Here is an 11,864-nt window from a genome sequence, read left to right on the forward strand (position 1 = left end):
TCAGCGGTAGTCGCGGTCGCGGTGCTGCCGCGCCTCGTCGCCCGCGGCCACGCGGGCGCTCTCGCGCGCCCGCAGCTCGACGCGGCGGATCTTCCCGGAGATCGTCTTCGGCAGTTCGGGAACGAACTCGATGATCCGCACCCACAGGTGCGAGGAGAGCCTTTCGTGCGCGTAGCCGAACACGGCGCGCGCGGCGGCTGCCTCGTCCGCGCCCGCGTCCGGTGTCAGGCACACGTACGCCTTCGGCACCGCGAGGCGCGTGGGGTCGGGGCTGGGGATGACGGCCGCTTCGACCACGAGCTCGTGCTCCAGCAGCACGGACTCGAGCTCGAACGGTGAGATCTTGTAGTCGGAGGCCTTGAACACGTCATCGGAGCGTCCGATGTAGGTCAGGTAGCCGTCGGCGTCGCGCACGGCGATGTCCCCGGTGTGATGGAAGCCCCCGGCCCGCGACTCCGCGGTCTTCTCCGGATCGTCGTAGTACCCCGCCATGAGGCCGAGGGGTGGCTGCGCGAGATCGAGCGCGATCTCGCCCTCGTCCTCCACGACCTCGCCGGTCGACGGGTCGAGCAGCACGACCGGGTATCCGGGCAGCGGACGGCCCATCGACCCGACCTTGACGGTCTGCCCGGGGGAGTTGCCGATGCAGGCCGTCATCTCCGTCTGCCCGAAGCCGTCACGGATCGTGCCGCCCCACGCCTCGCGCACCCGGTCGATGACCTCGGGGTTCAGCGGTTCGCCGGCGCCCACGAGCTCCCGCGGAGGGTGCGCGAGCCGGGAGAGGTCGGCCTGGATGAGCATGCGCCAGACCGTGGGCGGGGCGCAGAACGTCGAGACGTGGTGGGTGTCCATGACCTCCATGAGCGTGTTCGCGTCGAAGCGGTCGTAGTTGTAGACGAACACCGTCGCCTCGGCCAGGAACGGCGAGTAGAAGCTCGACCAGGCATGCTTGGCCCACCCGGGGGAGGAGATGTTGAGGTGCACGTCGTCCGGGCGCACCCCGAGCCACCACATCGTCGAGAGGTGGCCGACGGGGTAGGAGACGTGGGTGTGCTGCACGAGCTTCGGGCGGTTCGTCGTGCCGGAGGTGAAGTACAACAGCGCCGTGTCGCCGGCGGGCGTGGGGCCGTCCGGAACGAACTCCTCCGTGGTGGCGGCGGCATCCGCGAAGCGCTTCCAGCCCGAGGGCAGCGACGCGCCGACGCCGATCCGCAGGACCGCGGGGTCGATCCCCTCGAGGCGGTCGGCGAGGGCGCCGAGGGTGACGACGGCGCCGGCGCGGCCGTGCTCGATGCGGTACGCGAGGTCCGACGCCGACAGCAGCGTCGAGGTCGGGATCGACACCGCGCCCAGCTTCGTGATCGCGAGCATCACCTCCCACAGCTCGATCGTGTTGTTGAGCATGACGATCACGTGGTCGCCGCGGCCGATGCCGAGGCCGCGCAACCAGGCGGCGACCTGGTCGGAGCGGGCGGAGAGCTCCCCGTACGTCCAGGAGCGGAGGCTGAGGTCGGCCTCGACGATCTGCACGGCCGGACGACCGGGGTTCTCTCCGGCGACGACGTCGAACCACTCGAGCGCGAAGTTGAATTCGGCGAGGTCCGGCCAGGTGAACTCGCGGCGCGCGGCGTCGTAGTCCGTGGCGTGCGTGAAGAGGAGGTCCCTCATCCCGCGGATCGCTTCGGTGGCGGGGGTGGCACGACGACTCATGGTGCTCCTTTGCAACGGCGTCCCTCCATCCTGCCCCCTCGTTCAGCGGGGGAGGAAACCCGTGCCGTCGCGGAGCTCGAACACGAGCTGGGTCTCGGTGCCGCGGACGACGGGGTGCACGGTGATGTGCTCGAGCACGATGTCGCGCAGGGCGGTCGCATCCTGCACGGCCACGTGCACGAGGAAGTCGTCGACACCGGCGACGTGGAACACCTGGAGCACGCGGGGGATCGCGGCGAGCGCGTCGAAGAGCGCCGTGACCTTGGGACCGGTGTGATGCGCGAGGCGGACCTTGATGATCGCCTGCAGCGGGTAGCCGAGGGCGGAGCCGTCGAGGCGGACGCGTGTGTCTCGGATCACACCCCGCTCCCGGAGTGCGCGGATCCGGTATGCGCAGGTGGACTCCGCGAGTCCGAGGCGGTGGGCCAGCGCCTTGTTGGTGACGGTCGCATCGCGGCTCAGGGCCGCGAGCAGCTCCAGATCGATCTCGTCGAGTTGCGCTTTCGCCAACGTGTCCTCCTCGATGCGATCGGATGTTGCACAGAATAGCGAGAATGAGTGATTCGGCGAGTTGTTCTGTTGCAGACCAGCAAAAGTACTGCGATTCCGTCAGCGTGGAGGGATGACCGCACCGCTGAACCCCGACACCGTCGCCGTCCACAGCGGCCGTGCCGACCTCGAGGCGCTCGGGGTCCACGCTCTGCCGATCGACCTCTCCACGACCAACCCGCTTCCCGACGTCGAGCGCGGCGGCGACTCGTACGAGGCGATGGCCACCGGGGGGCGCCCGCCGCAGGACGGCAGCATGGTCTACGCGCGGCTCTGGAATCCGACGGTCGCGCGCTTCGAGGACGCCCTCGCCGAGCTGGAGCACGCGGAGGCCGCCGTCGCCTTCGGTTCCGGGATGGCGGCCATGACCGCCGTGATCCTCGCGCACACCGGCGCCACGGGGGCGCGGCACGTCGTGGCGGTCCGCCCGCTCTACGGCGGCACCGACCACCTGCTGGGGTCCGGGCTGCTCGGCGTGGAAACGACGTACTGCCGCCCCGATGAGGTCGCGGCCGCCCTGCGTCCCGACACCGGGCTCGTCGTCGTGGAGACGCCGGCGAACCCGACCCTCGAGGTCGCGGACATCGCCGAGGTCGTGCGGCAGGCGGAGAGCGTGCCGGTGGTCGTCGACAACACGTTCGCGACCCCCGTGCTGCAGAACCCCATCGACCACGGCGCGGCGATGTCGCTGCACAGCGCCACCAAATACCTCGGCGGCCACGGTGATGTCATCGCCGGCGTCGTCGCCTGTGACGAGACGACCGCGGAGGCGCTGCGTCGCGTGCGTGCGGTGACCGGGGGGCTCCTGCACCCGCTCGGCGCGTACCTGCTCCACCGCGGTCTCACGACCCTGCCGGTCCGCGTGCGGCACCAGCAGGAGAGCGCTCGTCGCATCGTGCAGTGGCTGGTCGATCGGCCCGAGGTCGCCGAGGTCTTCTATCCCGGGCTCGATGGGGATCCGCGTGGCATCCTCGAACGGCAGCTCCGCGGGCCCGGGGCGATGATCGCCCTGCGGGTGCGTGGTGGCTACACGGCGGCCGCGGCGGTGGCCGGGGCGACCCGCCTCTTCACGCACGCCGTGTCGCTCGGGGGCGTGGACTCCCTCATCCAGCACCCCGCCGCGCTCACGCACCGTCCGGTCCCTGCGGAGGCGCGTCCCGCCGCCGACGTCCTGCGTCTGTCCATCGGCCTCGAGGACGTCGACGATCTCCTCGCCGACCTCGCGACCGCCTTCGCCACTCTCGCCGACCCACCCCTTTCCGCGCGACCCACCCCGGAAAGTGCGTCACAAACGGGGGTGGCTCGCACGTAAGGGGGTGGGTCGACGATTGTGCGAGAGTGACAAGAAACTGAGTCTCGGGTGATGTGGGACTTGGTTCCTGGCGGCAAAACCGGGGGGTCGCGGAGAGGGCGGGCCTACAGTCGCGGGTGGCAACGACGCCACTGACCTCGGGAGTCCTCAATGACGAGTGAAAAGACCCACGCGCACGGCCTCGGCATGCGCATCGCCGTGATCGTCCTCAGCCTTCTGCTGGCGGCGATGGTGCTGCTGTTCTTCGCCACGATGAGCAAGGTGTCCGCGGGTGCTGCGGAGCTCGCGGACGGCACGACCACCGCGCAGGGGGGATCCTCGGACCTCGCCGCAGGAGCCGCCGACCTCGCCGCGGGAGCCGACGAGCTGGCCGCGGGCACGCAGGATCTCGCCGCAGGCACCGCGACGGCGCAGCAGGGATCGGCGAAGCTCAGTGACGGCGCGACGACCGCCGCCGCGGGCGCCGCTACGCTCGCGGAGGGCGCGACCACTCTCGCCGCGGGAGCCGCCACCGCTCTCGACGGTGCGGGACGGGTGAGCGGCGGCGCGCAGTCGGCGCTCGCCGGATCGCAGGAGTTGGCGGCGAGGATGGCGGCAGCAGATGCCGGGGCTCGACAGCTCGTCGACGGCGCGACCACTCTCGCCGCGGGGGTCGCCGGCGCCCACCGGTACGCGAACGGCGTGCTCGAGGGTGCGACGACCCTGAGCACCACGCTGCGCGCCGGAGTGAGCGCCGACGTGCAGAAGCTCGCCCATCCGGAGACGAAGACGCTGCTGACGGGCGTCGCCACGAGCGCTCCCGGCAATGCGCGGACGCTCGCCGCTGGCCTCCACGGGCTCCTCGCCGCACACCCTGACGACGTGCAGCTCCAGCAGCTCGCGACGCTCGCCGCCGTCGTCGAGAAGCAGGTCGGGGCGCTGGCCGCCCCCGCCGCGGCCGCACCGGCGCTCGCCCAGGGGCTCATCGGCGCTGCCGACGGCTCCGCTCGCGTCACGGCCGGCGTCGGTGCGCTCATCAACGGAGACTCCACGAAGGGGTGGCCGGGGACCGTGGTGCTGGTCTCCCCGCAGGGCGCTCCCGCCCTGGTCGCCGGAGCGCAGACGCTGCAGGACGGCACCTCCCGTCTCGCGGCAGGCGCGGCGGATCTCTCGTCCGGGCTGCAGACCCTCTCGACCGGAGCATCATCGCTGTACTCCGGAACCGCGGAGCTGAGCGCCGGCGCGGCGCGGCTCGACGAGGGCGCCGGGTCTCTGGCCACGGGCGTCGGCGCGCTGCAGTCGGGTGCCGGCGACCTCCGGTCCGGGATGACCGACCTCCGTACCGGCGCCGACGCGGTCGCCGAGGGGTCCGGCACCCTCGCGGCCGGAAGCGCGAAGCTCGACGCGGGCGCCGCGGACCTCGCGGCCGGCAACGGGCGCATCGCCGACGGCTCCGGCACCCTCGCGACGGCGACGGCGGGCGCCGCGCCGTCTCTGCTCCCGTGGATCCTCGGGATCGGTCTGGTCGGCCTGATCGCGATCGGCTTCTGGATCGGCCACCGCGTCACCCACCGCTGACCGTCGTCGACCCACCCCCTTCCGTGCGCCCCACCCCCCAAAGTGCGTCACGTAAGGGGGTGGGTCGACCTCAAGGGGGTGGGTCGGCGAGTGCGGATCAGCGCTTCGGGAGGGGGATCGTGCCGGTCGCGATGCGCTCGGTGGGCATGCGGTCGCGGTCGTAGGTGATCTCGTCATAGCCGTGCGGGGTGGGCAGGCCGTCCTCGCCGATGCTGACGAACACGATCTCGTCGATGGTGAGGATGCGCTTGCGCGTGATCATGTTGCGAGCGACGGCCCGCATCGTGAGCGAGGTGGTGCCGAAACGGGTGGCCTGCAGCCCGATCTCGATGAGGTCGCCCTGCACCGCCGACGCCTCGAACGTGATCGCGGAGATGTGCCGGGTGACGACGCGGTAGTTGCCGAGCTGCACGATCGCGTAGATCGCGGCCTCCTCGTCGATCCACTTCAACAGGCTCCCGCCGAACAGCGTGCCGTTCGCGTTGAGGTCCTCCGGGCGCACCCACTTGCGGGTGCGGAAGTTCAGGCCGTCCTCGGACTGCCATGCGGGTGCTTTCTGTTTCGCCATGCCCCGAGGCTAGGCGGGTCGTGCGTCGGCGGTGTTACGCCGCGTTTTCCAGCGGGTGCACGCGCCGCCGCCCACAGCGGATCTGCTCCGGGCGGATTCGCTCCCGCGGTCGCAGCGGGAGCCGGATGCTGGGGTCATGAGCGAAGACAACCCTCTCCCGCAGTTCGGCCCGGAAGCCCGGCGCGCCCTGTTCCACGAGCGGGTGCTCGTCCTCGACGGCGCCCTCGACGACGACAACGGCACCCTGCTGATGACGCAGCTCCTCAGCCTCTCCGCCGAGGACCCGGCGGCGGACATCGCCCTCTGGATCCACTCACCCGGCGGATCCGTACCGTCGATGCTGGCGATCCGCGACCTCATGCGGATCATCCCGAACGACGTCTCCACCCTCGCCCTCGGCCTCGCCTGCAGTGCGGGGCAGTTCCTGCTCTCCGCGGGGACGAAGGGCAAGCGGCGCGCGTTGCCGCACGCGCGCATCCTCATGCACCAGGGGTCGGCCGGCATCGGCGGATCGGCGGTGGAGATCGAGGCGCAGGCCGACGACCTCCGGCACATGCGCGACACCGTCCTCGGGCTGATCGCGGACGACACCGGCCAGCCGATCGTGCGGATCTTCGAGGACTCGCTGCACGACCGCTGGTACACCGCCGCCGAGGCGCAGGGGTACGGGTTCATCGATGAGATCGTGCAGTCCGCGGCGGAGATCATGCCGCGTCGTCGTGCGCGCGTGGGGCTGGGGGCGGACGCATGAGCAGCTACACGATCCCGAACGTCATCGCGCAGCATCCGCGCGGCGAGCGCGTCATGGACGTGTACTCGCATCTGCTCGCTGAGCGCGTCATCTATCTCGGCACCGGCATCGACGCGGGAGTCGCGAACGCCCTCATCGCGCAGCTGCTGCACCTCGACGCGGACAGCCCGGAGACCGGCGTCCAGTTCTACATCAACAGCGAGGGCGGCGACCCCGGTGCCGCCCTGGCGATCTATGACACCATGCAGCACATCCGTCCCCGGATCGCGACGACGTGCGTCGGGCAGGCCATCGGCCCGGCGGCGCTGCTCGTGGCGGCGGGAGCGCCGGGGGAGCGGGCGGCCCTCGCCCACGCGCGCATCGTGCTGCATCAGCCGGCCGGGCAGTCGCGCGGCGCCATCCCGGACCTCATCCTCGCGGCCGACGAGGTCGTGCGGGTGCGCGCGGACATGGAGACGATCCTGGGTCGGCACACCGGCCGCTCCCTCGCGGAGCTCCGCGCCGACACCGACCGCGACCGGGTCTTCACGGCTGCCGCCGCTCTCGAGTACGGCCTCATCGACACCGTGCTCGGCCCCCGCGATCCGGATGCACGATGAGGTGACGGGTGCACGACCGGTTCCGGGAATCCGTCGTGCACCCGGACTCCGGTCGTGCAGGTGAACGCGGACGGGGTCAGGCGGCGAGGGCGAAGGCGCCGCGGGAGGCGGGCACCGCAGCCGCGGCGGGGGCGGCCTGACGCAGCTCGTCCGCGACCGCGCTCGTGAGCTCGATGAGGGTGGCGTCCAGGGCTCCGGCTATCGCGGCGATCATCTCGCTGGACGGCTCCTTCCGCCCGCGCTCGACTTCGGAGAGGTACTGCGGTGAGACCCCGGCCTTCTCCGCGGTCTCGGTGAGCGTCTCGCCGCGGTCATGACGCCGTCGCCGGAGCTGATCGCCGAGCAGCTCGCGCCAGAGTGGTTCTGGGCCGTTCGACGGCGGACGGACGGGACGCGGGGCGCGGGGGAACGGGACGATGTCGGCCATGCCTCACGATAAGCCGCCACCTGCGGAGCGATCGAGACGTTCTGCTCAGAGCAGAACGCGGTCAGAGCGCGGCCGTGACGCCGGGGAGCAGGGTGCCCAGGATGTCCTGCAGCCGCTGCCGGTCCTCCGCGGCGAGCGGGTCGAGGATGAGTTCGCGGATCTGGGCCACGTGGACGGGCGCGGCCGCCCGGAGCATCTCCCGGCCGGCGGGAGTCAGCGTTGCCGAGAGGGTCCGCTTGTCCGTGCTGCACGATGTCCGCTCGACCCAGCCGCGCTCCTCGAGGGAGTCCAGGGCATGGCTCAGCCGTGACCGGCTGAGTCCCGCGATGCGCGCGAGCTCGGTCATGGTGACGGCGCCCTCGCCCTGACCGGCGAGGGTGACGAGGATCGCGTAGCGGGCGTGATTCAGCCCCACCTCGTCCTTCAACGCCCGGTCGAGGACCTGGGGCAGCAGCTGCACGAACCGGATGATCGGCAGCCAGGTCGCGAGCTCGTCGTCGTCGAGTCGCCGCGGGTGCCGCGTCTCGCTCATGTCCTGCTCCTCGGGGGTCACGCCGCAGTCAGGTCGATGGTGTGTGCCGTGTGGTCGCGCTTGGCCTGGAGGTAGCGCGAGTTGGCCGGGGAGAGGTGCACTTCCGTGCGCACCCGGTCCGTGACGCGGATGCCGAGCCCGTCGAGCTGCGCGGCTTTGTCGGGGTTGTTGCTGAGGAGGCGGATGCTGTCCACACCCATCACTCGCAGCATCTGTGCGGCGACGGTGTAGTCCCGCTCGTCCTCGCCGCGCCCGAGGGCCACGTTCGCCTCGTACGTGTCGAGGCCCGCGTCCTGCAGGGCGTACGCGTCGAGCTTGGCGTAGAGCCCGATCCCGCGGCCCTCCTGCCGCAGGTAGAGGAGGAAGCCGCCCTCGGCAGCGATCCGCTCCACCGCCTCGCGAAGCTGCGGGCCGCAGTCGCAGCGTTCGGAGCCGAACACATCCCCCGTGAGGCACTCGCTGTGCGGTCGCACGAGAGGGGCGTCCCCGCCGGCGGCCGCGCGTGCGAGGGCGGCCTGCCAGTCGCCGAGGCCGAGCAGCAGGTGCTCGCGTCCGTCCACGAGTCCGTCGAAGGTCACGACGTCCGCCGTCGTGGCGAAGCCGTCCGCGAAGCGCAGGGGCACCCGCACGCGGGTGCGCTCCGCGGCGACCGTTGAAGTTTCAATCATGTGAGGGGAAACGTCGCGGACGCGTGGCTATTCCCGCGAGTCCTCGGATGGTGACGATCGTGTCGATCCATGACGCCCGCTGCCGGGGGTCGCGGACGACTCGGTAGCCTCGCACCATGAGTCACTTCGTCAGCGCGACCGAGCTCCACGACCTCCTCCGGGACGCCGCCCCGATCCGGGTCATCGACGTGCGCTGGCGTCTCGACCGTCCCGAGGCGGGCCCCGGCGACTATCGCTCGGGCCACATCCCCGGTGCGGTGTTCGCGTCGTTGGATCAGGAGCTCTCCACTCCCGGAGCACCGTCCGAGGGCCGCCACCCGCTCCCCTCGACGGAGACGCTGCAGGCGGCGGCCCGGCGATGGGGCGTGCGCGAGGGGGACACCGTCGTCGCCTACGACGACACCAAGGGACTCGCGGCTGCCAGGGCCTGGTGGCTGCTGCGCCAGGCCGGGGTCCGGGTGCGCGTCCTCGACGGAGGGCTGCGGGCGTGGACCGCGGCCGGGTACGACCTGGCGACCGACGACGTCGTGCCGGAGACCGGCGACGTGGTGCTCACGGACCCCGGGGAGGACGCGCTCTCGATCGACGAGGCGGCGGCGTTCCCGGAGACCGGGGTCCTGCTCGACGTGCGCGCCCCGGAGCGCTACCGCGGCGAGACCGAGCCGCTCGACCCGATCGCCGGGCACATCCCCGGCGCCCGGAACCTCCCCACCACGCGGCACCTCGACGAGAACGGGCGCACCCGCGACCGCGACGCGGTGCTCGCGACGCTCGCCGAGGTCGGCATCACGGCGGGGACGCCGGTGGCGGCGTACTGCGGGTCGGGTGTCACGGCGGCACACACGGCCTTGATCCTGCACGAGGTCGGCATCCCGGCGAGGGTCTTCCCCGGTTCCTGGAGTCAGTGGTCGAACACCCCGGGGCGTCCGGTCGCGACGGGCGATCAGCCGGGCTGACCGCTCTCGCGCGGGCCATACCCCCAGCGCAGGCCGAGGGCACCGGGGCCGAACGCCCGGCGGACCTGATGCACCGACGTGCCCGGAGGTCGGGGGAGCGCGGTGACGACGGTGCCCTCGGCGCTCTCCACCACCTCGTCGCACCAGTCCGGCACGGCGTCCGGGTGGAAGCGCGTCCACACCAGCAGCTCGCGCGCCTGTCGGGAGAGGGCATGCCCGGTCTCCCGATCCGAAGGATGGCCGGGCTCGTAGTGCACCGACCACTCGACCACGGCGGTGTCCGGCGCCTCGAGGGGGACGTCGAGCTCGATCAGCGCGCCGTGTGCCTCGCCGTTCGGGTGGGAGTAGCGCGCGGTGATGCGCCCGCCCGCGACGGCGGTGAGAAGCGGCGCCGGTCCTGGCACGCCCGGCGTGAGGTCGAGGACGGGGATGGCGGTGATGACTCCCGTCGTCGCCTGCACGATGCTGCGGGTGTGGCAGGAGGACACCTCGCCATCGGCGCCGACATCGGTGACGGAGTGGACGGTGAGCTCTCGCGATGGGTCGGGATACGGCGTTCCGAGAGCCGCGTACACCTCACGCACGGCCCGCTCCATGTCGACCTGCTCCAGCGGGAAGCCCTGCGGGCCCAGGGGCCCGGTCCGGTTCGGGCGGAGCAGCCGGCTCAGGGCCCCCTTGTCGAGGCACAGCAGGTCTTCGATATCGGCGAGGGCCGCGAGGGACTGCGCACCCTCCGGTCGCCGCGCCCCCGAGCGCCAGTAGCTGAGCGTGGCCATGGAGACCCGATTGCCCCGGTCCCTGAGCTGCCGCTGCAGCCACGAGAGCGTCACCGGTTTGGCGTTGATCGCGTCGCGCAGTGCCGCGGCGAACGCGTCCGGCGCCGCTGCTCTCTTCTCGCCGTCCCCAAAACCCATCACAGCCCCCACCCGGTATGTGAAGAACACACCTCTAAAGTGAGCATAAGACCGCACGCGCACACCTCAGGGGACCGGGTGGGCAAGTGGGTCACGGGGCTGCGACGTCGCGGGAAGGGTGCCCGACCCTGCGACAGCGGCCCGACGCAGTGATGCCCCCCTTGCTGCGTATGTCGTGAAGCCCGGCAATCGATCTGGGGAGATCCGCCGGGCTTCACGAGCATCCCCGGGCGCTTGCGGTTCGCGCCCCCGCGTAGACTGGTCGGGAAACCCCGGAGGATCTGGCCGTCATGTCTGCCCCTGCTCGCGCGTTCACCGTGCGCCACGTGCAATTGCTGCGTGCGCTGTTCGCGGCCGTCGCCGCCCTGATGATCACCTTCTCGTCGGATCACTCCGCGCCGATCGGCTTGGCCGTGTTCAGCGGCTTCGCGCTCGTCACCGCGCTCGTCCACGTGCTCGCGGCCTGGCTCGTGTTCCCTGCGGGGTCGCGCTGGCCGGCGATCCTCCTCGCCGTCGTGAGCGTCATCGCGGGGATGGCCAGCGGTGTGCCCACCTGGCGTACGGACGACATGTTCTTCATCGTCGTGATCGCCTGGGGCGTTCTCAGCGGAGGCATCGAGCTGCTGGCCGGCATCCGCGCCCGCCGCGCCGGCGGAGCACTCGCCACCGATGCGATCACCGTCGGGGCCCTCGGCGTGCTCCTCGCTGTCGTGCTGCTGCTGATCCCCTCCGGATTCGTCCAGGAGTACACGATCGAGAAGGCGGGCACGTTCGAGCTGTCCGGCATCATCCTCGGCGTGGGGATGTTCGGAGGGTACGCGGCCATCGTCGCCGTCTTCCTCGGCATCGCCGGCCTCACCCCGAAGCGCGCGGACGCCGATGACGTCGCTGCCGCCCCCGAGCACGATGCGGCTCCTGTGGAGCACGGAGGAGAGCGATGAGCGACGACAAGCCCACCCGGCGGGACATCCTGCGACCCCTCCATCTGCTCGGCATCGCGCTGGGCTGCGGCGTGTTCGCGATGGTGGTCACGCTCGTCTCCACCGGCGCCTTCACTCTCCGCGTGAACACCGCCATCGCGAACGGCACCTACGAGGGCCTCACCCCCGTGGCATTGAGCCTCGTGGTGGGTGGAGGCGCGTTCATCGCCACGCTCCTGATCCTGGCGATGCTCATGCTCGCGGTCGACCCGGCCGACGTCACGAAGACCATCGATCGTCCCGTGCTGTACGACGCGGACGACGACGGCGAGGGTGACGGCACCGCGGAGGAGCCGGGACTACCCGCATCGTCGTGATGCGGGTAGTAAGCGGAATATCGG

General features: G+C 71.5%; 14 protein-coding genes. 7 read left to right on the forward strand and 7 right to left on the reverse strand.

Annotated elements, in window-relative coordinates:
• Positions 1-1,710 (reverse strand): AMP-binding protein, encoded by a 1,710-nt coding sequence (locus tag CYL12_RS13050; protein ID WP_101847969.1) that lies wholly within the window; start codon positions 1,708-1,710, stop codon positions 1-3.
• Between the two features lie 42 nt (positions 1,711-1,752).
• Positions 1,753-2,220: an Lrp/AsnC family transcriptional regulator gene (locus CYL12_RS13055; protein ID WP_101847970.1), complete on the reverse strand. Its 468-nt coding sequence runs from the start codon at positions 2,218-2,220 to the stop codon at positions 1,753-1,755.
• 112 nt (positions 2,221-2,332) lie between these two features.
• Here CYL12_RS13055 and CYL12_RS13060 point away from each other — a divergent pair, with 112 nt between their 5' ends.
• Entirely contained in the window at positions 2,333-3,571 is a 1,239-nt protein-coding gene (locus CYL12_RS13060; protein WP_101847971.1) for a trans-sulfuration enzyme family protein, read from the forward strand.
• Between the two features lie 150 nt (positions 3,572-3,721).
• Positions 3,722-5,128, forward strand: a complete 1,407-nt coding sequence (locus CYL12_RS13065; RefSeq protein WP_101847972.1) for a hypothetical protein — start codon at positions 3,722-3,724, stop codon at positions 5,126-5,128.
• 97 nt (positions 5,129-5,225) lie between these two features.
• Here CYL12_RS13065 and CYL12_RS13070 read toward each other — a convergent pair whose 3' ends face one another.
• Positions 5,226-5,696 carry an acyl-CoA thioesterase gene (locus CYL12_RS13070; RefSeq protein ID WP_081811533.1) on the reverse strand — a complete coding sequence of 157 codons (471 nt, stop codon included), beginning with the start codon at positions 5,694-5,696 and terminating at the stop codon, positions 5,226-5,228.
• A 136-nt stretch (positions 5,697-5,832) separates the two neighbouring features.
• Between CYL12_RS13070 and CYL12_RS13075 the strand changes: the two genes are divergently transcribed.
• Positions 5,833-6,447, forward strand: a complete 615-nt coding sequence (locus CYL12_RS13075) for a ClpP family protease (RefSeq protein WP_101847973.1) — start codon at positions 5,833-5,835, stop codon at positions 6,445-6,447.
• Complete coding sequence (locus CYL12_RS13080; protein ID WP_101847974.1) at positions 6,444-7,046, forward strand: ClpP family protease; 603 nt, start codon at positions 6,444-6,446, stop codon at positions 7,044-7,046. The genes CYL12_RS13075 and CYL12_RS13080 overlap by 4 nt, the downstream gene beginning before the upstream one ends.
• A gap of 76 nt (positions 7,047-7,122) precedes the next feature.
• Here the strand turns inward: CYL12_RS13080 and CYL12_RS13085 are convergent, their stop codons facing one another.
• From CYL12_RS13085 to ribA, 3 genes are all read right to left on the reverse strand, one after another.
• Positions 7,123-7,473, reverse strand: coding sequence for a helix-turn-helix domain-containing protein (locus CYL12_RS13085; protein WP_101847975.1), 351 nt, complete (start codon positions 7,471-7,473; stop codon positions 7,123-7,125).
• Between the two features lie 61 nt (positions 7,474-7,534).
• Positions 7,535-8,005, reverse strand: coding sequence for a MarR family winged helix-turn-helix transcriptional regulator (locus CYL12_RS13090; protein WP_101847976.1), 471 nt, complete (start codon positions 8,003-8,005; stop codon positions 7,535-7,537).
• Positions 8,006-8,022: 17 nt separating this feature from the next.
• Positions 8,023-8,673: a GTP cyclohydrolase II gene (gene ribA, locus CYL12_RS13095; protein ID WP_101847977.1), complete on the reverse strand. Its 651-nt coding sequence runs from the start codon at positions 8,671-8,673 to the stop codon at positions 8,023-8,025.
• Between the two features lie 116 nt (positions 8,674-8,789).
• On the opposite strand from ribA, the gene CYL12_RS13100 reads away from it, so the two are divergent.
• On the forward strand, positions 8,790-9,629 hold the full coding sequence (locus CYL12_RS13100) for a sulfurtransferase (RefSeq protein ID WP_101847978.1): 840 nt from the start codon (positions 8,790-8,792) through the stop codon (positions 9,627-9,629).
• Here the strand turns inward: CYL12_RS13100 and CYL12_RS13105 are convergent.
• Positions 9,617-10,543, reverse strand: a complete 927-nt coding sequence (locus tag CYL12_RS13105; protein ID WP_101847979.1) for a hypothetical protein — start codon at positions 10,541-10,543, stop codon at positions 9,617-9,619. The genes CYL12_RS13100 and CYL12_RS13105 overlap by 13 nt on opposite strands.
• A gap of 290 nt (positions 10,544-10,833) precedes the next feature.
• Here CYL12_RS13105 and CYL12_RS13110 point away from each other — a divergent pair, with 290 nt between their 5' ends.
• Both CYL12_RS13110 and CYL12_RS13115 read left to right on the forward strand, forming a co-directional pair.
• On the forward strand, positions 10,834-11,484 hold the full coding sequence (locus CYL12_RS13110; RefSeq protein WP_101847980.1) for an acyl-CoA synthetase: 651 nt from the start codon (positions 10,834-10,836) through the stop codon (positions 11,482-11,484).
• On the forward strand, positions 11,481-11,840 hold the full coding sequence (locus CYL12_RS13115; protein WP_101847981.1) for a hypothetical protein: 360 nt from the start codon (positions 11,481-11,483) through the stop codon (positions 11,838-11,840). Before CYL12_RS13110 ends, CYL12_RS13115 begins: the two co-directional genes overlap by 4 nt.
• Positions 11,841-11,864 lie beyond the last annotated feature (24 nt).

The organism is Zhihengliuella sp. ISTPL4 (assembly GCF_002848265.1).
Lineage (GTDB): Bacteria > Actinomycetota > Actinomycetes > Actinomycetales > Microbacteriaceae > Microbacterium.

Bases quoted from the DNA above. Each gene is read 5' to 3' on its own strand.
- CYL12_RS13050 (WP_101847969.1), bottom strand. From the start codon at position 1,710: ATGAGTCGTCGTGCCACCCCCGCCACCGAAGCGATCCGCGGGATGAGG.
- CYL12_RS13060 (WP_101847971.1), top strand. From the start codon at position 2,333: ATGACCGCACCGCTGAACCCCGACACCGTCGCCGTCCACAGCGGCCGT.
- CYL12_RS13065 (WP_101847972.1), top strand. From the start codon at position 3,722: ATGACGAGTGAAAAGACCCACGCGCACGGCCTCGGCATGCGCATCGCC.
- CYL12_RS13070 (WP_081811533.1), bottom strand. From the start codon at position 5,696: ATGGCGAAACAGAAAGCACCCGCATGGCAGTCCGAGGACGGCCTGAAC.
- CYL12_RS13075 (WP_101847973.1), top strand. From the start codon at position 5,833: ATGAGCGAAGACAACCCTCTCCCGCAGTTCGGCCCGGAAGCCCGGCGC.
- CYL12_RS13080 (WP_101847974.1), top strand. From the start codon at position 6,444: ATGAGCAGCTACACGATCCCGAACGTCATCGCGCAGCATCCGCGCGGC.
- CYL12_RS13085 (WP_101847975.1), bottom strand. From the start codon at position 7,473: ATGGCCGACATCGTCCCGTTCCCCCGCGCCCCGCGTCCCGTCCGTCCG.
- CYL12_RS13090 (WP_101847976.1), bottom strand. From the start codon at position 8,005: ATGAGCGAGACGCGGCACCCGCGGCGACTCGACGACGACGAGCTCGCG.
- ribA (WP_101847977.1), bottom strand. From the start codon at position 8,673: ATGATTGAAACTTCAACGGTCGCCGCGGAGCGCACCCGCGTGCGGGTG.
- CYL12_RS13100 (WP_101847978.1), top strand. From the start codon at position 8,790: ATGAGTCACTTCGTCAGCGCGACCGAGCTCCACGACCTCCTCCGGGAC.
- CYL12_RS13105 (WP_101847979.1), bottom strand. From the start codon at position 10,543: ATGGGTTTTGGGGACGGCGAGAAGAGAGCAGCGGCGCCGGACGCGTTC.
- CYL12_RS13110 (WP_101847980.1), top strand. From the start codon at position 10,834: ATGTCTGCCCCTGCTCGCGCGTTCACCGTGCGCCACGTGCAATTGCTG.
- CYL12_RS13115 (WP_101847981.1), top strand. From the start codon at position 11,481: ATGAGCGACGACAAGCCCACCCGGCGGGACATCCTGCGACCCCTCCAT.